The sequence below is a fragment of the Pseudoxanthomonas sp. z9 genome, assembly GCF_006542425.1.
In the GTDB taxonomy this organism is placed as follows: Bacteria; Pseudomonadota; Gammaproteobacteria; order Xanthomonadales; family Xanthomonadaceae; genus Pseudoxanthomonas_A.
In genome coordinates this window covers 233,011-255,130 of the sequence record NZ_VFID01000014.1, presented here as the reverse complement: position 1 = coordinate 255,130, position 22,120 = coordinate 233,011, and the positions used below count along the sequence as shown (strand labels likewise).

The window sequence follows — 22,120 nt, the reverse complement described above, 5'->3', positions numbered from 1 at the left end:
CTGCACCCATGTCCTCCGCTCCCCTCCCCGCGGGCCTGCCCGATCACCGCGTCTGCGAACACGCGCGGCTGAGCCGCGACCCACGCTTCGACGGCCTGTTCTTCACCGCCGTCACCAGCACCCGCATCTACTGCCGGCCGGTCTGTCCCGCGCCGGCGCCGAAACCGGCCAACGTCACCTACTATCCGAACGCCGCCGCGGCGGAAGCCGACGGCTTCCGCCCCTGCCTGCGTTGCCGGCCGGAACTGTCGCCCAGCGACGGCGCCTGGCGGCGGGGCGATGAAACCGTCGCACGGGCACTGAAGCTGATCGACCAGGGCGCGCTGGCCGATCGTCCGCTGGCGGATCTGGCCGGTTCGCTGGGCCTGGGCGAACGCCAGCTGCGGCGCCTGTTCAATGACCGACTGGGCGCCAGCCCGATCGGCGTGCATGGCACCCGCCGGCTGCTGTTCGCCAAGCAGTTGCTCACCGAGACACGCCTGCCGATCACCCAGGTCGCGCTGGCGGCCGGCTTCGGCAGCCTGACCCGGTTCAACACCACCTTCCGCGAGGCCTACCGGATGGCGCCGCGCGATCTGCGCAGGCGCGAGTCGAAGGTGGAAGACGAAGGCGTCGCGCTGCGGCTTGGGTACCGCCCCCCCTATGACTTCGAGGCCATGCTGGACTTCCTGCGCGGCCGCGCCCTGCCCGGCGTCGAGTCCGTGGATGCGGACAGCTACGCGCGGGTCATCGGCAACGCCGAGTCACCGGGCTGGCTGCGGGTCAGCCGCTGGAGCGCGAAGCCCGACGAGCATGCCCTTCGGCTGGAACTGCATGGCGCCGCGCCGGCGCAGTTGCTCGCCATCGTCAACCGGATCCGCCGCATGTTCGACCTGGACGCGGATCCGCAGGCGATCGCGCGGGCGCTGGGCGCCGATCCGCGCCTGCGCCCATTGCTGCGCAAGCGCCCCGGCCTGCGCCTGCCCAGCGGCTGGGATGGTTTCGAGATCGCGGTACGCGCGATCATCGGCCAGCAGGTCAGCGTGGCCGCCGCGCGCACGCTCACCGCGCGCCTGGCCCAGCGGCATGGCACCCCGTTGCCGGTCCCGTTCGGCACCGGACTCGCGCACCTGTTCCCCTCCGCCGAGGCATTGGTCGACGCCGATCTCACCGCGATCGGCCTGACCCGTGCCCGCGCCGCCACCATCAACACGATGGCGCGCGCGCTGCTGGAAGGCCGCGTGGATTTTCGCGGCGAACGCACGCTGGAGGATTTCACCGCGCGCTGGGTCGCCCTGCCGGGCATCGGTCCGTGGACGGCCAACTACATGGCCATGCGCGCGCTCGGCCATCCCGACGCATTTCCCGCCGACGATCTGGTACTGCAGAAAGCCGTGCCCACCGACGGCAGCCGGATGACCGCGAAAGCCCTCACCGCCCGCGCCGAGGCGTGGCGCCCCTGGCGCGCCTACGCGGTGATCCAACTGTGGCGCGACAGCATGCCCGCTCCCAAACCCTTGCCCGCTTCACCATTGCCCGTGTCCACGCCATGAACACTCCCCTGCACTACCGCCACATCGACAGCCCGGTCGGTCCGCTGCTGCTGGTGGCCGATGACACCGCGCTGCGCGTGATCGAGTTCGACAATCCGCGCCATCCGTACAAGCGGTCGCCGGACTGGCAGCCGGGCGACAACGCGGTGATGCGCGCAACCGCACGCCAGTTGGACGAATACTTCCGTGGCGAGCGCCAGCAGTTCGATCTGCCGCTCGCGCCGCAGGGCACCGATTTCCAACGCATCGTCTGGCACACGCTGGCCGACATTCCCTACGGACAAACCATCAGCTACGCGGAACTAGCGCGGCGCGTGGACAAGCCGACCGCCACCCGCGCGGTCGGCGCGGCGAACGGCCGCAATCCACTGCCCATCGTGCTGCCCTGCCATCGCGTGATTGGCGCGGACGGCAGCCTGACCGGATTCGGTGGTGGCCTGCCGACCAAGCAGTACCTGTTGACCCTGGAAGGCGCGTTGCCGGCGGGCGATCTGTTCGGTTGAAGGCCGCGGCATTCTAGAATGGCCGCATGAGCGCTTCTTCCATGCATCCTTCCGACGGCGTCCTGCTGGACGCGAACCTGATCACACTGGATGGCGACACCGGCTACGGCGTCATCGAACAAGGCGTGCTGGCCTGGCGCGACGGCGCGCTGGATTTCGTCGGATCCCGCGCGGATTGGGAGCGTCACGGCAACGCTGACGATCGCCCGGCACTGCGTGCCGAAGGCCAGTGGGTGAGCCCGGGCCTGGTCGACTGCCATACCCACACCGTATTCGCCGGGGATCGCGCCGGCGAGTTCGAACAGCGCCTGCAGGGCGTCAGTTACGAGGAAATCGCGCGCACCGGCGGCGGCATCGTGTCCACCGTGCGCGCCACCCGCGCCGCCAGCGAGGACGAACTGCTGGCGCAGTCGCTACCGCGCGCACGCGCCTTGCTGGCGGACGGCGTGACCACGCTGGAAATCAAGTCCGGCTACGGCCTGGATCTGGCCAACGAACGCAAGATGCTGCGGGTCGCGCGCCGGATCGGCGAGCAGCTCGGCGTCACCGTGCGCACCACCTTCCTTGGCGCGCACGCCTTGCCGCCGGAATACAGCGGACGCGCCGACGCCTACATCGATGCGGTCTGCGAATGGCTGCCGCAGCTGCATGCCGACGGGCTGGTCGACGCGGTGGACGCCTTCTGCGAGCGCATCGCCTTCGATACCGCGCAGACGCGTCGGGTATTCGAGGTCGCGCGATCGCTCGGCCTGCCGGTCAAGCTGCATGCGGATCAGTTGAGCGATGGCCATGGTGGCGCGTTGGTCGCCGAGTTCGACGGCCTGTCGGCGGACCATGTCGAATACACCTCCGAGGACAGCGTGCGCGCGATGGCGCGGCACGGCACGGTCGCCGTGCTGCTGCCGGGCGCCTTCCACGTGCTGCGCGAAACGAAACTGCCTCCGCTGGAAGCGTTCCGTGCCCACGGCGTGCCGATGGCGGTGGCGACCGACTGCAATCCCGGTACCGCGCCCCTGCAGTCGCTGCGACTGGCGATGTCGCTGGCCTGCACGCACTTCCGGCTCACCCCGGAAGAAGCGCTGCGCGGCGCCACCACGCAGGGCGCGCGCGCACTCGGCCTGGCGGATCGTGGCGTGCTGGCGGTCGGGCGGCGCGCGGATTTCGTGCTCTGGAACATCGCCCGGCCCGCGCAGTTGAGCTACTGGCTGGGCGGCGAGCTGGTGACGGGCGTGTATGCCGGCGGCCGGCGGGTACGCTGACGATTCACCGCCATCCTCTGCTCCACCCGCGACGCAGCTCTGCCTTCCACGCAGGCTCCACGCTTCCCTTTCCGAGAACACCCCATGCCGCAAGCATCCACCCTGGTCGCCTTCGCCCTCATCTGCCTGGGCATGGTGCTGACACCGGGCCCGAACATGATTTACCTCGTGTCCCGCTCGATCTCGCAGGGACGCATGGCCGGCCTGGTTTCGCTGGGTGGCGTGGCCCTGGGTTTCGTGTTCTATGTGCTGTGCGCCGCGTTTGGCATCACCGCGTTGATGATGGCGGTTCCCTACGCCTACGACGCATTGCGAATCGGCGGGGCCCTGTACCTGTTGTATCTCGCATGGCAGGCCATCCGGCCCGGCGGACGCTCGCCGTTCCAGGTGCGTGACCTGCCCCGGGATGGCCCCCGCAAGCTGTTTGCGATGGGGTTCGCCACCACGCTGCTCAATCCGAAGGTCGCGGTGATGTACCTGTCGCTGCTGCCGCAGTTCATCGATCCGGCGCAGGGCAGCGTGCTGTCGCAGTCACTGTTGCTCGGATTCACCCAGATCTCGGTGAGCGTCAGCGTCAACGCGTTGATTGTTCTCATGGCCGGCTCAATCGCCGTCTTCATCGGCCAACGTCCGCTGTGGCAGGTGGCGCAACGCTGGCTGATGGGCACCGTGCTGGCCGGCCTGGCCACGCGCATGCTGGTCGAAGGCCGCCGTTGATCGGTCCACCACGGGAGTCCGGCGCAAAGAAAAACCCCGGCGCGAACCGGGGTTTTCTTTTCCTGCGGCCGGATCCAAGGATCCGGCGCGGAAGGCTTACGCCTTGGCGACGGCCTTCTTGGCCACGGCCTTCTTGACCGGGGCCTTCACCACGGTCTTCTTGGCGGTCGCGGTAGCGGCGACGCCAGCCTTGACCACGGCGCTCTTGCGCGCGTTGCCATAGCTGGACACGTAGCGCTTGCCCTTGGCGGTCTTGCGGTCACCCTTGCCCATCGTCGTTCTCCTGATTCATTGAATTGCCGCGCTGGCGAAACGACCCGGGCGGGGTCGTGCGCGAGGCCGCAAAGCCTATCACAGCGGGGCCTGAAAGCCTTGCCCCGTATATCTCAGTGCGCGCAGCTGGCGTCATGGATGTGCCAGTGGTTCAGGCGCAGGTTGACCACGTGGGCCAGCCCCACCAGGGTGCCACCCAGGGTCATCACGATGGCGTGGACGATCGCCGACTCGTGCAGGGGCGGGTAGAGCACGCCCGCCCAGAGGGTGACAAGACCCACGATCAGGAGACCGAGCGCCCGGAACGCGCGATGGCGACGGTAACCCCAAAGCAGGCTGAACAGGCCAAGCACGGTCACGAAGACCACGAACGCACGTTCGAAACCGTCACCCAGCCAGGCGGACAGGCCCAGCGACGGGATCGCCGCGAGCAGGAACGGGGTCAGCGCGCAATGGACGGCGCAGATCAGGGAACCGGTGGCACCAAAGCGATCCAGCAGGCGGCGGAAACGTTCATTCATGGCGGCAAGTATGACTTCCGGGAGGGGTACCTTTTCGGTATTGGTATATTATAACATCCGTCAAGTCCCCCTCCATTCATTCGGACCGCCTCCCCACATGAAGCCATTCCGCTCCCTCCCCCGCCGCCATCTGCTCGCCCGTGCCCTGGCCGTCGTCGTCCTCGTTCCGGCCGGCGCCACGGCAATCGCCGCCGACGCCGACACGTCCCGCACTCCCCGGGACCTGGATGCCGTGGTGGTGACCGCCTCGCCGCTGAAGGGCAGCGCCGAATCGCTGGCCAAGCCGGTGGAAGTGCTGGTCGGCGAGGAACTGGACCGCAGCAAGGCCGCCACCCTGGGCGACACCGTCGCCAAGCTGCCGGGCGTGCAGACCACGTTCTTCGGCACCGGCGTCGGCCGCCCGATCATTCGCGGCCAGGAAGGCCCACGCGTGCAGGTGCTTTCCGGCGGCATCGGCTCGATGGATGCTTCCACCGTCAGCGCCGACCATGCGGTCAGCATCGAGCCGTTCCTGGCCGATCAGATCGAAGTGCTGAAGGGCCCTGCCACCCTGCTGTTCGGCAGCGGCGCGATCGGCGGCGCGGTCAACGTGGTCGACGGCCGCCTGCCCGACACCCTGCCGGAAGATCCGTTCAGCGGCCGGGTGGAAGTGCGCGGCAACACCGTCAACGACGAGCGCAGCGGCATGTTCCGGCTCGATGGCGTCAACGGCAACTGGGTGCTGCATGTGGACGGACTGGTGCGCAATACCGACGACTACGACATCCCCGGTTACGCGGTGCTCGAACACCATGACGAGGGCGAAGAGGATCATGCGCACGAGGAAGATCAGCCCAAGGGCACGCTGCCGAACAGTTCGGTGCGCACCCGCGCCGGCGCGGTCGGCGCGACCTGGCTGGGCGAAAAGGCGTACTTCGGCCTGGCCGCCAGCACCTATCGGAACAATTACGGCATTCCCGCCGGCGCACACGTGCATGACGACGGCCATGGTCATGGCCACGAGCACGAAGGCGAGGAAGAGGAAGCTCACGAGGAAGAAGGCCCGGTCCGCATCGACATGGTGCAGAACCGCATCGACGTGAAGGCCGGTGTCTACGATCCGTTCTCTTTCCTGCAGGCGATCAACCTGCGCGGCGCCTACAACGACTACGAGCACGTCGAACTGGAAGGCGGCATGCCGGCCACCCGTTTCACCAACCGCGGCCGCGAACTGCGCCTGGAAGCCGTGCAGAAGGAGTTCCACGGCTGGCGTGGCGCGTTTGGGCTGCAGTACGGCCGCAGCGATTTCGGCGCGGTCGGCGAGGAAGCGTTCGTCCCGGACACCCTCACCGATACCCTCGGCGTGTTCGTGGTGCAGGAAAGGGACTTTGGCCCCTGGAAACTCGAACTCGGTGGCCGTCATGAGCAGGTCAAGCTGGATCCGCAAGGCCATGCGGACCGCGACTTCAACGTGACCAGCCTGTCGGGTGCGGCCATCTGGCGCATCAACCCGATGTTCGATCTGCGCTTCGGCCTGGACAGTTCCGAGCGCGCGCCCACCAACGAGGAACTGTTCGCCGGCGGCACGCACGTCGCCACCCAGTCGATCGAAGTCGGCGACGCCAACCTGGACAAGGAACGCGGCCGCCGCGCGGAAATCGGCCTGCACGCGCATACCGATCGCGTGGACTTCAAGCTGGCGGTCTACCAGACCAACTTCAAGGACTTCATCTATCTCGCCGACACCGGCGTCGAGGAAGGCCTGCCGGTGCGCCTGTGGACGCAGCAGGACGCCAAGTTCAAGGGCCTGGAAGCCGAGGCGCGAATCAAGCTGCTCGATTCCGACACGGCAGGTGCATGGGATCTGCGCCTGTTCGGCGACCGCGTGCGCGCGGAACTGGACGGCACCGGCACGCGCCGCGTGCAGCTCGCCGTGCCGCACGACGATCACTTCCATCGCTACACGATCGACCTCGCCCAGGGCGGCAATCTCCCCCGCATCGCGCCGGCCCGCCTCGGCGCCGACCTGAACTGGTCGCTGGGTGGCTGGCGCGCGTCGGTGGGTGCGGTTCGCTACGCCAAGCAGGACGACGTCGCGCAGAACGAGGAGCCCAGCCCAGGCTACACCCTGGTCGACGCGCACCTGGCGTATCGCTGGGACCGGCCGGAAACGAGCTGGGAACTGTTCCTGGACGGAAGCAACCTGACCGACAAGGAAGCCCGCCCGCATACCTCGCTGCTGCGCGATTTCTCGCCGCTGCCGGGGCGTGGCGTGGCATTCGGCATCCGCGCCTACTTCTGACGGGCCTCTCTCCGCCTGTGCGAAGCACGGCCACCCGCAAGGGTGGCCGTTTTGCTTGGGGCATGGCGGCATCGGGCACTCATGTAGCGCCGAGCTTGCTTGGCGACTCCCTTGCTCGCTGGCTTCCCCCGCGAGCGGATCGGAACAGCGGGGCCAGTTCGGCTCCATAGGTGCGTGGGCTGTTGATTTACGTGCATATGCACATATAATCCAGCTCCCGTCCCGGGCCCGCGTCCATGTCCTCTTTCCGCAGCCCCTGCACTTGTTTCCACCTGCGCCGGGCGACCCGCCGGGTCACCCAGATCTACGACCGCGAACTGGCGGCGGTCGAGCTGAGCCTCAACCAGTACAGCATCCTGCGCCGCGCCGGTGAATCACCGCGCACGCTCGGCAGTCTGGCCGATGAGCTGGGCATGGACCGCACCACCCTCACCCGCAACCTCAAGCCGCTGCTGGTCGCCGGCCTGCTGGCCGAGACACGTGGCGAGGATGCGCGCCAGCGCCTGCTGCAATTGAGCGATGCGGGCCGCCGGCGACTGGCGTCGGCACGTCCGCACTGGCAGCGCGCGCAGGGAGTCATCGAGGAGGCGTTCAGCGCCGATGCGGTCGCCCGCCTGCATGCCGATCTCGACACCCTGACCGAACGCCTGCATGCCCACGAGGCCGCACAATGACCACCAGTTCCCGCATGCCCTGGGCCTTGCTGCTCGCTGCCGCAGCGACGCTCATGATCACGATGGGCGCGCGCCAGACCACCGGCCTGTTCGTCGCGCCGATCCACGAGAGCACCGGTGTCGGCATCGCCGCGATCAGCTTCGCGATGGCGGTCGGCCAGTTCACCTGGGGCGCGGTGCAACCGGTATTCGGTGCGATCGCCGACAAGCGCGGCTCGACCGGTGTCCTGGTCCTCGGTGCGGTGTTGCTGGCGATCGGCCTGGCGATGACGCCGTGGATGAAATCGCAATGGGGCCTGATGTTCACCCTCGGCCTGCTCACCGCGGCGGGTGCCGGCGCAGGCAGTTTCTCGATCCTGATCGGCGCCACCGCCCAGCAAATGGCGCCGGAACAGCGCTCCTTCGCCGCCGGCTTCATCAATGCCGGCGGTTCGATGGGACAGTTCGTGTTTGCGCCGCTGGTGCAGTTGATGATCAGCATCGCTGGCTGGGCCACCGCGATGTACGGCCTGGCGCTGGCCTCGCTGGCGGCGATTCCGCTGGCCTGGCCGCTGCGCCGGCGGGCGGAGCCCGCACCGGCGGCAGGCGCGGCCGGCGCATCCGCACCCGCGGAAATCACCCTGCGCGAACAGGTCGGCATCGCCCTGCGTGATCGCAGTTACTGGATGCTGCATCTGGGCTTCTTCACCTGCGGCGTGCACATCGCCTTCCTGGTCACTCACCTGCCCGGCGAGATCGCGCTGTGCGGTTTGCCGGCCAGTGTTTCCGCCGCTTCGATCGCGCTGATTGGCCTGTTCAACGTCGCCGGCAGCCTCGCCGCCGGGGCGCTGGGCCAGCGCTTCCGGATGAAGTGGATCCTGGCGGTGATGTATGCCAGCCGCGCGGTGATGATCGCGCTCTACCTGCTGTCGCCGCCCACGCCGATCACCTTCTACGTGTTCGCCGCCGCGCTGGGCTTCACCTGGCTGGCGACCGTGCCGCCGACCGCCGGCCTGGTCGGCAAGCTGTTCGGCCCGCGCTACCTGGGCACGCTGTTTGGCCTGACCCTGCTGTCGCACCAGTTGGGCGGGTTCTTCGGCGCCTGGCTGGGCGGCGTGGTGATGGAGCGCTTCGGCGACTATTCGCTGATGTGGTACGGCGACATGGCGCTGGCCCTGCTGGCCGCCGCGGCCAACCTGCCGATCCGGGAGAACGCGCCGAGGCTCAAGCTGGCGACGGCCTGATCATGTTCAACGCTCCTGTAGGAGCGGCGTAAGCCGCGACCGCCATGGCCAAAGATCGCGTTGATTCGGCATCGCGACCATCAAGGTTCCCGGTCGCCGCAATTTTCGGTCGCGACTTACGTCGCTCCTACAAGAGTATCCGGCATCAATCCGCGCTGGCGGCTTCCGCGCAGCGGGCGCACAGGCCGTGCACTTCCAGGGTCTGCGCCTGGGGCTGGAAGCCCAGCGCCTTGGCGCGTTGCTCCAGTTGACCCACCACCTCACGATCCTCCAGCTCGACCGCGCTGTGGCAGCGATCGCAGATCAGGAACGGCACCGAATGCTGGGCGCTGTTGGGATGGTGGCAGGCGACGAAGGCGTTGACCGATTCCAGCTTGTGCACGAAACCATTGGCCATCAGGAAATCCAACGCGCGGTACACGGTCGGCGGGGCGTCCGCGCCCACGCCCTTGGTGGCGCGCACCCAGTCCAGCAGTTCGTAGGCCTTCACCGGCTTGCCGGCGTCGGCGATCAGTTCCAGCACGCGCGCCCGGATCGGGGTCAGCCGCAGGCCGCGCTCCTGGCACGCGTGTTCGACCGCGCGCACGAAACCGCGCGCGTCGCTGACATGGTGCTTCGGATCCGTACAACTATGCGTCTTGGGCATGGGGTCCCTCGTTTCAGGCCGCTCCGCCTGTCTTGATAAGCGCTGCATCGATGCGTTTCAAGGCCTGCTCGCGGCCGGCCAGGTAGACCGTCTGGGAAATGTCCGGGCTGACCTGGGTACCGGTGATCGCCACCCGCATCGGCTGGGCAACCTTGCCCATGCCGGTTTCCAGCGCGGCGGCGGTGTCGTGCAGGGCGGCGGACACCGACTCCACGCTCCATTCCGCCGCAGCGGCCAGCAGTTCCCGCGCCTTGGCCAACGGCGCATGCGCGGCGGCGGTGAGGTGCTTGGCCACCGCGGCCTCGTCGTAGCTCTCCAGCGGCAGGTACCAGACGGCGGCGCGCTCGGCCATTTCCTTCAGCGTCTGCACGCGATCGCGCATCGCCACCACCACCTCGGCCGGACGCGGACCCTGCCCGACATCCAGGCCCAGCTTGCGCAGTTGGTATTCCAGGTGCGGCGCGATGGCCTCCGGCTCGTCCGACTTCAGATAGTGCTGGTTGACCCAGCCCAGCTTGGCCATGTCCAGGCGCGCGGCCTTGGAATTGACATCCTCCACGGAGAACAGGTCGATCAGTTCCTGCCGGCTGAAGATCTCCTGGTCGCCGTGCGACCAGCCCAGCCGCGCCAGATAGTTGATCAGCGCGTGCGGCAGGTAACCCGCGTCCTTGTACTGCATCACGTCGGCCGCGCCGGTACGCTTGGACAGCTTGGCGCCCTGCTCGTCCAGGATCATCGGCATGTGCGCGAACTTCGGCACCGGCACGCCCAGCGCTTCATAGATGTTGATCTGGCGCGGGGTGTTGTTGATGTGGTCGTCGCCGCGGATCACGTCGGTGATGCGCATGTCCCAGTCATCGACCACGACCGCGAAGTTGTAGGTGGGGAAACCATCCGGTCGGAAGATCACCATGTCATCAAGCTCGCTGTTGCTGATCTCGATGCGGCCCTTGATGCGATCGTCGAACACCACGCTGCCTTCGGTGGGATTCTTGAACCGGATCACCCGGTTGGGATCCTCGCGGTACGGCAGGTTCAGATCGCGGGCGCGGCCGTCGTAGCGCGGCTTCTGCTGGGCGGCCATGGCCGCCTCGCGCATCGCGTCGAGTTCTTCCTTGCTCTCATAGGCGTAGTACGCCTTGCCATCGGCGACGAGCTGCTCGGCGACCTGGCGGTACCGTTCGATGCGCTGGGTCTGGTAGATCGGGCCTTCGTCGTAGTCCAGTCCCAGCCAGTCCATCGCTTCCAGGATCGCATCGATGGCGGCCTGGGTGCTGCGCTCGCGGTCGGTGTCCTCGATACGCAGGATGAAGTCGCCGCCACGGTGCCGCGCCTCCAGCCAGCAATACAGCGCGGTGCGCGCACCACCGATATGCAGATAACCGGTGGGACTGGGAGCGAAACGGGTACGGCAGCTCATGGACGGACTCGGAAAACTGAATGGGGCGATTTTACCTTGAAGGCGGGGATTGGGGATTCGGGATTGGGGATTCGGAAAAAGCTCGACCGCATGAAAACTTCGGTTTCCCTCCGCGAGTGGCTATCCCTCCAATCCCGAATCCCCACCCCCCGCTGCCTTATCATCCCCCCATGACCACGCTCTTCATCTCCGACCTGCACCTGGACGCCGAACGCCCGGCCATCACCGAACTGTTCGGCGCCTTCATGCATCGCGAAGGGCGCCAGGCCGAGGCGGTGTACATCCTGGGCGATCTGTTCGAAGCCTGGGTCGGCGACGACGATCCGTCCGAAACCGGCGCCTACGTGGCCGACCGCATCCGCGAAGTCGTCGATCTGGGCGTACCGGTGTTCTTCATCCGTGGCAACCGGGATTTCCTCGTCGGCGACGCCTTCGCCCGCCGTGCTGGCATGCGCATCCTGCCGGATCCTGCGGTGGTGACCTTGTACGGCCGTCCGACCCTGCTGATGCACGGCGATTTGCTGTGCTCCGACGATGTCGCCTACCAGCAGTTCCGCGCGCAGACCCGCGATCCGGCCTGGCAACAACAATTCCTCGGCCAGCCGTTGGCCGCGCGTCTGGCATTTGCGGCGCAGGCCCGCGCCGCCAGCCAGGCGCGCCAGCAGGGCATGATCCAGGCCGACCGCGTGCAGTTCGAAACCGTCACCGACGTGACCCCGGCCACGGTGGAGGCGACGCTGCGTCGTTTCGGCGTGGACACGCTGATCCACGGGCATACCCATCGTCCCGCCCTCCACGACCTCGATATCGATGGGCACGCCCGCCGACGCATCGTGCTGGGCGACTGGTACGAACAGGGCTCGGTGCTGCGGGTGGACGCGAACGATTGGATTCTCGAATCCCTGCCCTTCACCCCGTAGAGCGGAGCTTGCTCCGCTAGCGCGGTGCTTCCGCCTGCAGGGCGAGCAGCTCGTCTTCGTCGAAACCCGCCAGCAACCGCGCCTGCAGATTGAACGGGCCGTGCAGGTAGCCGCCGGCGTACTCCTTCAGCAGTTCACGGAAGCGTTGGCGCGGTTCGATGCCGGCGCGCTCGCAGTACCAGCGGTACCAGCGCGATCCGGCGGCGACGTGCGCGATTTCCTCGCGCAGGATGATGTCCAGGATGTCGGCGGTGGCGTCGTCGCCCAGTTCACGCAGCTTGAGAATCATCCCCGGGGTGACATCGAGCCCGCGCGCCTCCAGCACGCGCGGCACCAGCGCCATCCGGGCCAGACCGTCGTGCGCGGTCTTCTCGGTCATTTCCCACAGGCCATTGTGGGCGTCGAAGTGGCCATACTCGTGGCCATACTCGCGCAGGCGATCGCGCAGCAACACGAAGTGCCGCGACTCGTCGCTCGCCACCCTCACCCAATCGACGTAAAAGTCCGCTGGCAGGCCACGGAACCGATACACCGCATCCCAGGCCAGATCGATGGCGTTGAGCTCGATATGCGCGATGGCATGGATGAACGCCGCCCTGCCCTGCGGATTGCCCAGGCCACGGCGCGGCAGATCGCGCGGATGCACCAGCGTCGGCCGCGGCGGCCGTCCCGGCATGCGGATCGGTTCCGGTGCCGGCGCTTCCGCCGGAACCGCCAGTTCACCTCTCTGGAAAGCCTCGCCGAACCGCTGGGTCAACGCCACCTTGTCATCGACGTCCGCCGCATCCAGGCAGATGCGCGCGGCGTCAAACAGATTGCCCGGCAAAGCACTCATGACAAGTCTGGATGCTTCAGGTAATTCGGCCCCGGCTTTTGCCAATCCCGAATCTCCAATCCCCAATCCCCGCCCTCAAGACACCCGGCGCTTGCGCTTGGCCTCGTCCGAACGCGCCTGCTGGATGCGCTCGAAGTAGCCGGACTCGATGCCGGTGACGTACTCGCCATCGAAGCAGGACGAATCGAACCGGGTCAGCTGCGGATTGCCTTCGCGCACCGCCGCTTCCAGGTCTTCCAGATCCTGGTAGACCAACCAGTCACAACCAAGCAGCTTCTCGATTTCCTCGACGCTGCGATCATGCGCGACCAGTTCGTCCACCGCCGGCATGTCGATGCCGTAGATGTTGGGATGGCGCACCGGTGGCGCCGCCGAGGCCAGGTAGACCTTGCGCGCGCCCGCGTCGCGGGCCATCTGCACGATCTGCTGCGAGGTGGTGCCGCGCACGATCGAGTCGTCGACCAGCAGCACCACCCGGTTGCGGAACTCCAGATGGATCGGATTGAGCTTGCGGCGCACCGATTTCACCCGCTCGCTCTGGCCCGGCATGATGAAGGTGCGGCCCACGTAGCGGTTCTTGATGAAGCCCTCGCGGTACTTCACGCCCAGCACGTTGGAAATCTCCAGCGCGGCGTCGCGCGAGGTGTCCGGGATCGGGATGATGGTGTCGATGTCGTGATCCGGGCGCAGGCGCAGGATCTTCTCGCCCAGCTTCACGCCCATGCGCATACGCGCCTTGTGCACCGACACGTTGTCGATCATCGAGTCCGGGCGGGCGAAGTAGACGTATTCGAAGATGCACGGCGCGTGCTGCTTGGCGTCCGCGCAGATCTCGGAGAACAGCTCGCCGCGCGCGGTGATCACCAGCGCCTCGCCCGGGAGCACGTCGCGCACCCGCTGGAAGCCCAGGATGTCCAGCGCCGCCGACTCGGAGGCGACGATGTACTCGAAGCCCTCGTTGTGCTCGCGCTTGCCCAGCACCAGCGGACGGATGCCGTTGGGATCACGGAACGCCACCAGGCCCAGGCCCAGCACCACGCTGACCACGGCGTAGCCGCCGCGCACGCGGCGATGCACGCCGGCGACCGCGCGGATCGCCGTTTCCGGCGACAGCGTGCGCTGCAGGTCCAGTTCGTGGGCGAACACGTTCAGCAGCACTTCGCTGTCGGATTCGGTGTTGATGTTGCGGCGATCCTGGGCGAACACTTCCTGGCGCAGCGCCTCGGTGTTGATCAGGTTGCCGTTGTGCGCCAGGGCGATGCCGTAGGGCGAATTGACGTAGAACGGCTGCGCCTCGTCCATGCCCTCGGAACCGGCGGTCGGATAGCGGCAATGGGCGATGCCCACGCGGCCTTCCAGCACGCTCATGGCCTTGGCGTTGAACACGTCGCGGACCAGGCCATTGTCCTTGTGCACCCGCAGGCGGGTGCCGTCGGCGGTGGCGATGCCGGCGGCGTCCTGCCCTCGGTGTTGAAGGACGGTCAGCCCGTCATAGAGCTGGCCGGCAACATTCTGGTTGCCGACGATGCCGACGATACCGCACATGGATGACGCTCTCCGGTTCGATCAGTTCGAAGCTGGCGGGGAATCTGGAGCTTGCTGCGCGCCGGTTTCGTCCAGCGGCGGGGGCAAGGCGGGAAGGACGCCATTATCGCCTGCCGGGGCGCCGAAGCCAAAATCCAGTTCCGATACGGTCCATTCCGGCAGCCAGCGGCTCAGCCATTGCGCGCCCGGCAGCAGCATGGGTACCAGCCGCGACTGCGCCCAGGACGGCTCGCGCGGCAGGTCGGTGAAACCGGCCAGCAGGATCAGGATGCAGGCCACCAGCGCGCCGCGCGCCAGGCCCAGCGCCAGCCCGAGCATGCGATCCAGCGCCGACAGGCCAATCGCCTTCACCAGCAGCCGGACCAGCCAGCCGACCAGGCCGACCACGATCATCACCACGATGAAGCTGAGCGCGTAGCCACCGAACAGTTCGGTCGCGCCCGGCGTACCGCCCTCGGCGAGGATGCCGGCGACCCGTGCGCCGTAGTGGAATGCCACCCAGCCGGCCAGCAGCCAGGCGAGCAGCGACGCCAGTGCGCCGATGAAGCCGCGCAGCAGGCCGAACAGGGCCGACGCGCCGATGACGGCGGCCAGCACGAGGTCGATCATCGGCATCCGTCAGGCATCAGGGATGCGGACGGACCATGCCGCTGATGCCGAATTTGGCCGCCACCTGCGCCTTCAGCTGATCGGCGTCGGCGCGGCTGGCCACCGGTCCCACCCGCACGCGGCTGAGGGTGCCCTTGTCGGTGCGGACCTGTTCGACGAAGGCGCTGAAGCCGCCGGCGCGCACCTTGTCGCGCAGCGCGGTGGCTTCCTCGGCCTTGGAGAACGCCCCCAGCTGCACGGCGAAGCCAACGTTGCCGGCGGCCGGTTTGGGTGGCTCGGGCTTGGCCGCCGGCTTCTCGGCCGGCGTGGTCGCGGGCTTGGCCGGGGCGGTGGCGGCCGTCGTGGCCGGGGCCGGCTTGGCCGGCGCCGGTCTGGCCGGTTCCGGTGGCAGTGCCTGGGTGGTCACCGCCGGCGCCGGGGCGGCGGCCTGGGCCACCGAAGGCGTGGTCGTCGCGGTGGCCGGAGCCGCGGCGGTGCCGGTGCCGGCATCGAGCACCACCACCTGGGCCTTCACGTCGCTGCGGATCTTCACCGCTTCCAGCCGCTGGGATTCGGCGATGGCGCGATCCGGATAGGGTCCGATACGGACCCGGTAGGCGCTGCGGCCATTGATGGTGGCGGCCTCGCGGTACCCGGGTAGGCCGCCCTGCTTGAGCCGGGCGATGACCGCGTCGGCATCGGCGGCGGTTGCGTAAGCGCCGAAACTGACCGCGTAGTTGCCACCGGCGGTCGTTGCCGGCATCAACCCGCGATCAGCCGGGGCGGCGGCGTCGGGCGAGGCCGCCGGAGTCGCGGCAGGCAGGCCGACCGCGCCGTTGGCAGGCGCGCCGTCGGGCGTGACCAGCGGCAATTCGCGGGTTTCATACTGCCCTTCGGGTGCATCGGGCACCTTCAGCGGCACATCCGAAACGCCGCTGTCGGGAGCCGGTCCCTTGACCAGCATCGGCAGGAAGATGACCGCCAGCGCGACCAGGACAATCGCGCCGATCAGACGCTGTTTCAGAGCAGTATCCATCAGAACCCACGCTTCGCCGCGGCTAAAATGCCGCAGGGATTATACGGTGCCGATCCCGGGCTTCCCGTCATTCGGATGAACGCAGGGCGAGCACCGCCTCGGCGGCGGTGTGGAAGGAACCGAACACCAGGACGCGCGAGCCGTCGACCGCCGCGTCCCGCGCCGAGGCCAGCGCGTCGGCGACGGTCGCGTGACGGCTTCCCTTCGCGGCGGCGGTGTCTCCCAGCCGCGCGGCAAGCGCGTCCACATCCTGGCCGCGCGCGGTTCCGGGCTCCAGTCCCGCCAGGTGCCAGCGAACATCGAGTCCGTCGAACGCGGTCACCACGCCCACCGCGTCCTTGTCGGCCAGCGCGGCATAGACCAACTGCGTCGCCACGGGCGGCTGCGCGCGCAGCCATGCGGCCAGTTCGCGCGCGGCCTGCGGGTTGTGGCCGACGTCGACGACGATGTCGACGCCGTCGCGTACGAAGGACTGCAAACGGCCCGGAAGACGCGCCGCGGCGATGCCTTCGGCGAACGCGGCTTCCGGCGGCGGAGTGCCGAGCGCGCGCAGCGCCGCGATCGCCGCAGCGGCGTTGTTGCGCTGGATCGGAGCGGCCAGGGAGGGATTCGGCAGTTCCAGTTCCGCACCGACCTCGCGCCAGCGCCAGCGCTGCCCGTCGATCGGCTCCTGGAAGAAATCGCTGCCCAGCCGCAACGCGTTGGCGCCAATCGCGTAGGCATGCCGCAGCACGCTGGACGGCGAATCGATTTCGCCCAGCACCAGCGGTTTCCATGCCCGTGCGATGCCGGCCTTCTCCTGGCCGATGCTCTCGCGATCCGGTCCCAGCCAGTCGACATGATCGATGTCCACCGTGGTGATCACCGCGACGTCGGCATCGATCAGGTTCACTGCGTCCAGGCGTCCGCCCAGGCCCACTTCCAGCACCGCCAGATCCAGTGGCGCCTGCTGGAACAGCCACAACGCTGCCAGCGTGCCGAATTCGAAATAGGTCAGCGGCACCTGGCCACGCGCGACCTCCACCGCGGCGAACGCGGCGACCAGTTGCGCGTCGCCGGCCTCGTCGCCATCGATGCGCACGCGCTCGTTGTAGCGCAACAAATGTGGTGAGGTGTACGCGCCCACCCGCCAGCCGGCGGCGCGGGCGATGGATTCGATGAAAGCGACCGTCGAGCCCTTGCCGTTGGTCCCGCCCACCGTGATCACCTGCGCGGCCGGCCGGGCCAGATCCAGCCTGTCAGCCACCGCACGCACGCGCTCCAGGCCCATCTCGATGGATTTCGGATGCTGGCGCTCGATGTAGGCGAGCCAGTCATCGAGGGTCTGCGGAAGAGAGGAAACCATGTTCAGTCCTGGGAGTAGACGTGCTGGATGCTGAAACCCAGCGCGGAGCGGCGGCCGGCCAATACCACTTCGACCTGCTGATTCGGGTGGCGATCGTAAAACGCTTCGCGGACGCACAGGTAGGCGGGGAACGCGCCTTCCATCGGGCCACCGTACAGCCGGTGATCGCAGGAACGGCGGCTGCGGCTGTAACGGGTTTCCATCATGTGGATTTCGCTGACTTCCCTGCCGAACACGCGGGTGTACGTCCACGGCAATGTCTTGATCGCGATGAGCCAGGAAACAAAGCCCAGCATCAACGGGATGGCCAGCAGCAGGAACAGGAACCGGAGCAGGCCCCGATCCACGAATTGGCCCATGCGTCCCTTGCGGCTGGCATGGGCGAACAGCAGCGCGGTCTCGATCACGCCGACGATCAGGAAGATCACCGCCATGTGGATACCCCGCAATACCGGGGCCGGCGCGAAGTCGACGAATATGCCGGCGAACACGAGGATCAGCACCGCCACCGCCGCCGACGTGCCGATCCACTGCTCGCGGGTCGGCTGTCCGGTGCCGAACGCGGCCTGCTTCCAGCCCATGCCGGACGCCCTGCGAGCGGGTTACAGCGCGCGGTGCTTGGCTTCGCCGAAGAACGGCGTGTGGTGGGCGCAATCGTTCAGGCGCACCACTTCCAGCCGCTCCACGTCCGGGCCTTCCAGCAGGTTCAGGGTGGTCGGCGCCTGGCGGAAGGTCCACAGCTTGGCGATCGGCAGGCCGAGCACGCGGCACAGGATGACCCGGTTCACCGCATCGTGCGCGACCACCAGCAGGGTGTCGCCATCGCCCAGGCCTTCGGCCGCGCGCGCCAGCCCGCGCCAGGAGCGGTCCAGCACCTGCCGCAACGATTCGCCGCCCGGCATCAGCACGGTGTCCGGTTCCTCGCGCCACGCCCGCAGGCGCGCCGGATCCTTCTCGTGGATTTCGCTGGCCAGCAGGCCCTCCCACTCGCCGTGGGCGATTTCCTGCAGATCCTCGTCGGTGGTCAGCATATCGGCACGCGTCGCACCCAGTGCGTAGCGGGCCGTGGTGGCGGCGCGGGTCAGCGGCGAAGCCACCGCGCGGGTGATCGGAAGATCCTGCAGCCGTTGGCCCAGCGCCTGCGCCTGCGATTCACCGATGGGTGAAAGGGGAATGTCGATCTGGCCCTGGTAGCGGCCTTCGGCGTTCCACGGCGTTTCGCCGTGGCGGGCAAGCAGGATGCGCATGCGTGGGGGATTCCGGCTGGGGGAGCGCCATTTCCAACCCCGGAAACGGCGACGGGAGCGGATCATACCGCTCCCGTCGCCCGGTTCCGCCCTTTTTTCGAAGGTCAGACCATTTGGTGACCGCTTACTTCGCCGCAGGAACGTTCATTTCCTTCAGCAGCTGCGGCGCCGGATAGACCTCCTGCATGATCCAGCGCAGGTAACGGCCGTCCACCGCGATCATGCGGGTCATCTTGGGATCGAACACCCAGTTGGAGCTGACCGATTCCCAGTTGCCGTCGAAGGCCAGGCCGACCAGCTTGCCGTTGGCGTCCAGTACCGGCGAGCCGGAGTTGCCGCCGGTGATGTCCAGATCCGACAGGTAGTTCACCGGCACCGAGCCGATGCGCTTGTCTTCCAGGCCTCCGTAGCGCTTGGCCTTGACCGCGTCCAGCAGCGCCTTCGGCGAGTCGAACGGATCCTGCCCGGTTTCCTTGGCGACCACGCCTTCCAGGGTGGTGAACGGCGTGTAGGCCACGCCGTCCTTGGGCTCGTAGCCCATCACGTTGCCGAAGGTGATGCGCAGCGACAGGTTGGCATCCGGATAGACGAACTCGCCCTGGCTCTTCTTGTAATCGGCCAGCGCCTGCAGGAACACCGGACGCGCGACCAGCGCCTCGCCCATGCGGGTCTTGCGCTCCTGCTCGAGCTTGAGCAGGGTCGGCATCACCGCCACGGCGTACTGGATGGCCGGATCGTTGCTGGCCTCGAACGCCTTGCGATCGGCCTTCAGCCACTTCAGGCGTTCCTCGGTGTTGCCCAACTGCGTGCCGGCCAGTTTGTCGAGCGCGCGATTGACCGCCGCCGCGTCGTTGCCGCCCAGCCAGGCGTCGACCGCGGCCACGTGCTGGGCGGCCGGAAGCTTGACGTACTCGTTGAGCCAGTACTGCTGGATCTGGCGATCCATCGCCGGCACGTAACGACGCTCCATCTGCTTCATCGCGCCTTCGATGCCCGGCAAATCGCGTTCCTGGTAACCGGATTCGCGCTCGCCGTTGGGCTTTTCGTTTTCGATCGCCAGCCGGTACAGCGTTGTCGCCACGCCGATCACGCCGCTGTTGCCGAACTGGCCGACCACCAGATCGCGATCACGGGTGCTCTTGGCCTGCTCGGCCAGCGCCACCAGTTTGGCGTGGGCGTCCAGCGCCGCCTTGCCCTGCCCGCCCTGGCCCTTGAGCCAGTTCAGCACCGCGGTTTCCTCGGCATGCTTCTGGCCGGCGGCGTCGATGCGCTTGAAGCCTTCCAGTTGTCCCTCGAAATTCTTGCTGGTGTTGTTCCAGCCGGCCATGCTGCTGGCGTACTTCACCGCGATGTCCGGGTTGGTCTTGCCGGCCGCCTTCACCATCTCGATCAGCGCCTTGTAGTGGCGCGCGACGGTCGGATAGGTCCAACTGGCGGTGCTGTCGAATTCGGTGGCCAGCGCATAGCGGTTGGTGGACCCCGGATAGCCGGCCACCATCACGAAGTCACCGGCGCCCAGCGGCTGGTCGGCGAACTTCAGCCAATGCTTGGGCTGGTACGGCACGTTGTCCTTGGAAAACGCGGCCGGCTTGCCGTCCTTGCCGACATAGGCGCGGTAGAACGAGAAGTCGCCGGTGTGGCGCGGCCACATCCAGTTGTCGATGTCGCCGCCGAACTTGCCGACGCTGCCCGGAGGCGCGTACGCCAGGCGCACGTCCTTGATTTCCAGGTTCTTGAACAGCCGGTAGGTGTTGCCACCGGAGAAGCTGTACAGGCGGCAGCGGAAACCGCCTTCGGCCTCGCAGTCGGCGACCAGCTTCTTGTCGAACGCTTCCAGCGCCCGGGTACGCGCCAGCGGATCGTTGCCGGCGGCGGCGATCGCGGCCTTGGCCTCGGCGGTCACGTCCTTGATGTCGTCCAGCACGTAGACGCGCGCGTTCGGACCGGCACTGACCTCGTCGGCCAGGGTCGGGGCGTTGAAGCCGTCCTTGATCAGGTTCTTCTCGGCGGTGGAATTGAGCTGGATGGCGCCGTACGCGCAATGGTGGTTGGTCACCACCAGCCCCTGCGGGGAGACGAAGCTGGCGGTGCAGCCGCCCAGCGCGACGACGGCGCCCATCGGGTCGCCGGTCAGGTTGGACAACTGCTCCGGCGACAGTTTCAGGCCGGCCTTCTTCAGCGGGCCGGCAATCTCCGGCAGTTGCTGCGGCACCCACATGCCCTCTCCGGCATGGGCGAGGCCGGCCGGCGCGAGGCAGGCCACGGCGAGTGAGGCAGCAAGCAGGTTAAGGCGCATGGGTACATCCCCTCGGAAAAATGAGCGTTAGATTGTAACGGTCGGGGCCGCCGGGCCGACCATGACTTTCGGCCTAGGTCCGTGGGCGCCCGCGCGCGCGCCGGCACCCGACGGAACGAAAGCCCGCACGGGCGGCGCCTTACCATACGGTTCCGGCCGCCCGCGTATAATCCGCGCCCTCACCGTCCCGGTCCGGAACACATTCCATGACGCAAATGATGAAGGCGCTGGTCAAGCGCGAAGCGGCCAAGGGCATCTGGCTGGAAGAGGTGCCGGTGCCGCAGCCCGGCCCGAACGAAGTGCTGATCAAGCTCGAGAAGACCGCCATCTGCGGCACCGACCTGCACATCTACCTGTGGGACGAATGGAGCCAGCGCACCATCCGTCCGGGCCTGGTGATCGGGCACGAGTTCGTCGGCCGCATCGCCCAGATCGGTCCCGGCGTCACCGGCTACACGGTTGGCCAGCGCGTCTCGGCCGAAGGTCACATCGTCTGCGGGCACTGCCGCAACTGCCGCGGCGGGCGCCCGCACCTGTGCCCGAACACCGTCGGCATCGGCGTCAACCGCGACGGCGCATTCGCCGAGTACATGGTGATGCCGGCCAGCAACCTGTGGCCGATTCCGGACCAGATCCCCAGCGAGCTGGCCGCGTTCTTCGATCCCTACGGCAACGCCGCGCACTGCGCGCTGGAGTTCGACGTCATCGGCGAGGACGTGCTGATCACCGGCGCCGGTCCGATCGGCATCATTGCCGCGGGCATCTGCAAGCACATCGGCGCGCGCAACGTGGTGGTCACCGACGTCAACGACTATCGCCTGAAACTGGCCGCCGACATGGGCGCCACCCGCGTGGTCAACGTCGCCAACACCTCGCTCAAGGAGGTGATGGCCGACCTGCACATGGAAGGTTTCGACGTGGGCCTGGAAATGAGCGGCAACCCGCGCGCGTTCAACGACATGCTCGACTGCATGTACCACGGCGGCAAGATCGCCCTGCTCGGCATCCTGCCCAAGGGCGCCGGCGTGGACTGGGATCGGATCATCTTCAAGGGCCTGACCGTGCAGGGCATCTACGGCCGCAAGATGTACGAGACCTGGTACAAGATGACCCAACTGGTGCTGTCCGGCTTCCCGCTGGGCAAGGTGTTGACCCATCAGTTGCCGATCGACGAGTTCCAGAAGGGTTTCAACCTGATGGAAGCCGGCAAGGCCGGCAAGGTCGTACTGAGCTGGACCTGATTCCTTCCCCCGCGAGCG

General features: G+C 67.6%; 21 protein-coding genes. 9 read left to right on the top strand and 12 right to left on the bottom strand.

The window, feature by feature from the left end; all coding sequences use genetic code 11:
• The first annotated feature begins 8 nt into the window (after positions 1 to 8).
• The 4 genes from FG323_RS17315 (at position 9) to FG323_RS17300 (ending at position 4,011) form a co-directional block, all read left to right on the top strand.
• Positions 9 to 1,532, top strand: a complete 1,524-nt coding sequence (locus FG323_RS17315) for a DNA-3-methyladenine glycosylase 2 (protein WP_141455955.1) — start codon at positions 9 to 11, stop codon at positions 1,530 to 1,532.
• The gene (locus FG323_RS17310) at positions 1,529 to 2,035 is read left to right on the top strand and encodes a methylated-DNA--[protein]-cysteine S-methyltransferase (RefSeq protein WP_141455954.1); all 507 of its coding nucleotides are present in this window, start codon (positions 1,529 to 1,531) and stop codon (positions 2,033 to 2,035) included. Before FG323_RS17315 ends, FG323_RS17310 begins: the two co-directional genes overlap by 4 nt.
• 26 nt (positions 2,036 to 2,061) lie before the next feature.
• A complete protein-coding gene (hutI, locus tag FG323_RS17305) occupies positions 2,062 to 3,294 on the top strand; it encodes an imidazolonepropionase (RefSeq protein ID WP_255470222.1) in 1,233 nt (410 codons plus the stop codon).
• Positions 3,295 to 3,378: 84 nt separating this feature from the next.
• Complete coding sequence (locus tag FG323_RS17300; protein WP_141455953.1) at positions 3,379 to 4,011, top strand: LysE family translocator; 633 nt, start codon at positions 3,379 to 3,381, stop codon at positions 4,009 to 4,011.
• Positions 4,012 to 4,107: 96 nt separating this feature from the next.
• Here the strand turns inward: FG323_RS17300 and FG323_RS17295 are convergent, their stop codons facing one another.
• Together FG323_RS17295 and FG323_RS17290 are read right to left on the bottom strand one after the other, a co-directional pair.
• Positions 4,108 to 4,284: a 30S ribosomal protein THX gene (locus tag FG323_RS17295; RefSeq protein WP_141455952.1), complete on the bottom strand. Its 177-nt coding sequence runs from the start codon at positions 4,282 to 4,284 to the stop codon at positions 4,108 to 4,110.
• Between the two features lie 113 nt (positions 4,285 to 4,397).
• Complete coding sequence (locus FG323_RS17290; protein WP_141455951.1) at positions 4,398 to 4,805, bottom strand: MerC domain-containing protein; 408 nt, start codon at positions 4,803 to 4,805, stop codon at positions 4,398 to 4,400.
• A 97-nt stretch (positions 4,806 to 4,902) separates the two neighbouring features.
• Between FG323_RS17290 and FG323_RS17285 the strand changes: the two genes are divergently transcribed.
• The 3 genes from FG323_RS17285 (at position 4,903) to FG323_RS17275 (ending at position 8,983) form a co-directional block, all read left to right on the top strand.
• Positions 4,903 to 7,086 carry a TonB-dependent receptor gene (locus FG323_RS17285; RefSeq protein ID WP_141455950.1) on the top strand — a complete coding sequence of 728 codons (2,184 nt, stop codon included), beginning with the start codon at positions 4,903 to 4,905 and terminating at the stop codon, positions 7,084 to 7,086.
• A 236-nt stretch (positions 7,087 to 7,322) separates the two neighbouring features.
• Complete coding sequence (locus FG323_RS17280) at positions 7,323 to 7,760, top strand: MarR family winged helix-turn-helix transcriptional regulator (RefSeq protein ID WP_141455949.1); 438 nt, start codon at positions 7,323 to 7,325, stop codon at positions 7,758 to 7,760.
• On the top strand, positions 7,757 to 8,983 hold the full coding sequence (locus FG323_RS17275) for an MFS transporter (RefSeq protein WP_141455948.1): 1,227 nt from the start codon (positions 7,757 to 7,759) through the stop codon (positions 8,981 to 8,983). The genes FG323_RS17280 and FG323_RS17275 overlap by 4 nt, the downstream gene beginning before the upstream one ends.
• A gap of 145 nt (positions 8,984 to 9,128) precedes the next feature.
• On the opposite strand, the gene FG323_RS17270 is transcribed toward FG323_RS17275, so the two are convergent.
• Positions 9,129 to 9,629 (bottom strand): transcriptional repressor, encoded by a 501-nt coding sequence (locus tag FG323_RS17270; RefSeq protein WP_141455947.1) that lies wholly within the window; start codon positions 9,627 to 9,629, stop codon positions 9,129 to 9,131.
• Positions 9,630 to 9,642: 13 nt separating this feature from the next.
• The gene (gltX, locus tag FG323_RS17265; RefSeq protein WP_141455946.1) at positions 9,643 to 11,049 is read right to left on the bottom strand and encodes a glutamate--tRNA ligase; all 1,407 of its coding nucleotides are present in this window, start codon (positions 11,047 to 11,049) and stop codon (positions 9,643 to 9,645) included.
• Positions 11,050 to 11,219: 170 nt separating this feature from the next.
• On the opposite strand from gltX, the gene lpxH reads away from it, so the two are divergent.
• Complete coding sequence (lpxH, locus tag FG323_RS17260) at positions 11,220 to 11,969, top strand: UDP-2,3-diacylglucosamine diphosphatase (protein WP_141455945.1); 750 nt, start codon at positions 11,220 to 11,222, stop codon at positions 11,967 to 11,969.
• 16 nt (positions 11,970 to 11,985) lie between these two features.
• On the opposite strand, the gene FG323_RS17255 is transcribed toward lpxH, so the two are convergent.
• The 8 genes from FG323_RS17255 to FG323_RS17220 form a co-directional block, all read right to left on the bottom strand.
• Positions 11,986 to 12,804, bottom strand: coding sequence for a ferritin-like domain-containing protein (locus tag FG323_RS17255; RefSeq protein WP_141455944.1), 819 nt, complete (start codon positions 12,802 to 12,804; stop codon positions 11,986 to 11,988).
• Between the two features lie 75 nt (positions 12,805 to 12,879).
• Complete coding sequence (purF, locus tag FG323_RS17250) at positions 12,880 to 14,349, bottom strand: amidophosphoribosyltransferase (RefSeq protein WP_141455943.1); 1,470 nt, start codon at positions 14,347 to 14,349, stop codon at positions 12,880 to 12,882.
• Between the two features lie 21 nt (positions 14,350 to 14,370).
• On the bottom strand, positions 14,371 to 14,958 hold the full coding sequence (locus FG323_RS17245) for a CvpA family protein (RefSeq protein WP_255470221.1): 588 nt from the start codon (positions 14,956 to 14,958) through the stop codon (positions 14,371 to 14,373).
• Between the two features lie 16 nt (positions 14,959 to 14,974).
• Positions 14,975 to 15,973, bottom strand: coding sequence for an SPOR domain-containing protein (locus FG323_RS17240; protein WP_141455941.1), 999 nt, complete (start codon positions 15,971 to 15,973; stop codon positions 14,975 to 14,977).
• A 67-nt stretch (positions 15,974 to 16,040) separates the two neighbouring features.
• Positions 16,041 to 17,318, bottom strand: coding sequence for a bifunctional tetrahydrofolate synthase/dihydrofolate synthase (gene folC, locus FG323_RS17235; protein ID WP_141455940.1), 1,278 nt, complete (start codon positions 17,316 to 17,318; stop codon positions 16,041 to 16,043).
• 2 nt (positions 17,319 to 17,320) lie between these two features.
• Positions 17,321 to 17,899, bottom strand: a complete 579-nt coding sequence (locus FG323_RS17230) for a hypothetical protein (RefSeq protein WP_141455939.1) — start codon at positions 17,897 to 17,899, stop codon at positions 17,321 to 17,323.
• A 21-nt stretch (positions 17,900 to 17,920) separates the two neighbouring features.
• The gene (locus tag FG323_RS17225; protein WP_141455938.1) at positions 17,921 to 18,565 is read right to left on the bottom strand and encodes a histidine phosphatase family protein; all 645 of its coding nucleotides are present in this window, start codon (positions 18,563 to 18,565) and stop codon (positions 17,921 to 17,923) included.
• Positions 18,566 to 18,689: 124 nt separating this feature from the next.
• Positions 18,690 to 20,861, bottom strand: a complete 2,172-nt coding sequence (locus tag FG323_RS17220; protein WP_141455937.1) for a S46 family peptidase — start codon at positions 20,859 to 20,861, stop codon at positions 18,690 to 18,692.
• 206 nt (positions 20,862 to 21,067) lie between these two features.
• Here FG323_RS17220 and tdh point away from each other — a divergent pair, with 206 nt between their 5' ends.
• Positions 21,068 to 22,102 carry an L-threonine 3-dehydrogenase gene (tdh, locus tag FG323_RS17215; protein ID WP_181444275.1) on the top strand — a complete coding sequence of 345 codons (1,035 nt, stop codon included), beginning with the start codon at positions 21,068 to 21,070 and terminating at the stop codon, positions 22,100 to 22,102.
• Positions 22,103 to 22,120: the final 18 nt, after the last annotated feature.

What these genes read in the sequence shown, in the direction of transcription:
- FG323_RS17315 (WP_141455955.1), top strand. Translation starts at nt 9, where the DNA reads ATGTCCTCCGCTCCCCTCCCCGCGGGCCTGCCCGATCACCGCGTCTGC.
- FG323_RS17310 (WP_141455954.1), top strand. Translation starts at nt 1,529, where the DNA reads ATGAACACTCCCCTGCACTACCGCCACATCGACAGCCCGGTCGGTCCG.
- hutI (WP_255470222.1), top strand. Translation starts at nt 2,062, where the DNA reads ATGAGCGCTTCTTCCATGCATCCTTCCGACGGCGTCCTGCTGGACGCG.
- FG323_RS17300 (WP_141455953.1), top strand. Translation starts at nt 3,379, where the DNA reads ATGCCGCAAGCATCCACCCTGGTCGCCTTCGCCCTCATCTGCCTGGGC.
- FG323_RS17295 (WP_141455952.1), bottom strand. Translation starts at nt 4,284, where the DNA reads ATGGGCAAGGGTGACCGCAAGACCGCCAAGGGCAAGCGCTACGTGTCC.
- FG323_RS17290 (WP_141455951.1), bottom strand. Translation starts at nt 4,805, where the DNA reads ATGAATGAACGTTTCCGCCGCCTGCTGGATCGCTTTGGTGCCACCGGT.
- FG323_RS17285 (WP_141455950.1), top strand. Translation starts at nt 4,903, where the DNA reads ATGAAGCCATTCCGCTCCCTCCCCCGCCGCCATCTGCTCGCCCGTGCC.
- FG323_RS17280 (WP_141455949.1), top strand. Translation starts at nt 7,323, where the DNA reads ATGTCCTCTTTCCGCAGCCCCTGCACTTGTTTCCACCTGCGCCGGGCG.
- FG323_RS17275 (WP_141455948.1), top strand. Translation starts at nt 7,757, where the DNA reads ATGACCACCAGTTCCCGCATGCCCTGGGCCTTGCTGCTCGCTGCCGCA.
- FG323_RS17270 (WP_141455947.1), bottom strand. Translation starts at nt 9,629, where the DNA reads ATGCCCAAGACGCATAGTTGTACGGATCCGAAGCACCATGTCAGCGAC.
- gltX (WP_141455946.1), bottom strand. Translation starts at nt 11,049, where the DNA reads ATGAGCTGCCGTACCCGTTTCGCTCCCAGTCCCACCGGTTATCTGCAT.
- lpxH (WP_141455945.1), top strand. Translation starts at nt 11,220, where the DNA reads ATGACCACGCTCTTCATCTCCGACCTGCACCTGGACGCCGAACGCCCG.
- FG323_RS17255 (WP_141455944.1), bottom strand. Translation starts at nt 12,804, where the DNA reads ATGAGTGCTTTGCCGGGCAATCTGTTTGACGCCGCGCGCATCTGCCTG.
- purF (WP_141455943.1), bottom strand. Translation starts at nt 14,349, where the DNA reads ATGTGCGGTATCGTCGGCATCGTCGGCAACCAGAATGTTGCCGGCCAG.
- FG323_RS17245 (WP_255470221.1), bottom strand. Translation starts at nt 14,958, where the DNA reads ATGATCGACCTCGTGCTGGCCGCCGTCATCGGCGCGTCGGCCCTGTTC.
- FG323_RS17240 (WP_141455941.1), bottom strand. Translation starts at nt 15,973, where the DNA reads ATGGATACTGCTCTGAAACAGCGTCTGATCGGCGCGATTGTCCTGGTC.
- folC (WP_141455940.1), bottom strand. Translation starts at nt 17,318, where the DNA reads ATGGTTTCCTCTCTTCCGCAGACCCTCGATGACTGGCTCGCCTACATC.
- FG323_RS17230 (WP_141455939.1), bottom strand. Translation starts at nt 17,899, where the DNA reads ATGGGCTGGAAGCAGGCCGCGTTCGGCACCGGACAGCCGACCCGCGAG.
- FG323_RS17225 (WP_141455938.1), bottom strand. Translation starts at nt 18,565, where the DNA reads ATGCGCATCCTGCTTGCCCGCCACGGCGAAACGCCGTGGAACGCCGAA.
- FG323_RS17220 (WP_141455937.1), bottom strand. Translation starts at nt 20,861, where the DNA reads ATGCGCCTTAACCTGCTTGCTGCCTCACTCGCCGTGGCCTGCCTCGCG.
- tdh (WP_181444275.1), top strand. Translation starts at nt 21,068, where the DNA reads ATGACGCAAATGATGAAGGCGCTGGTCAAGCGCGAAGCGGCCAAGGGC.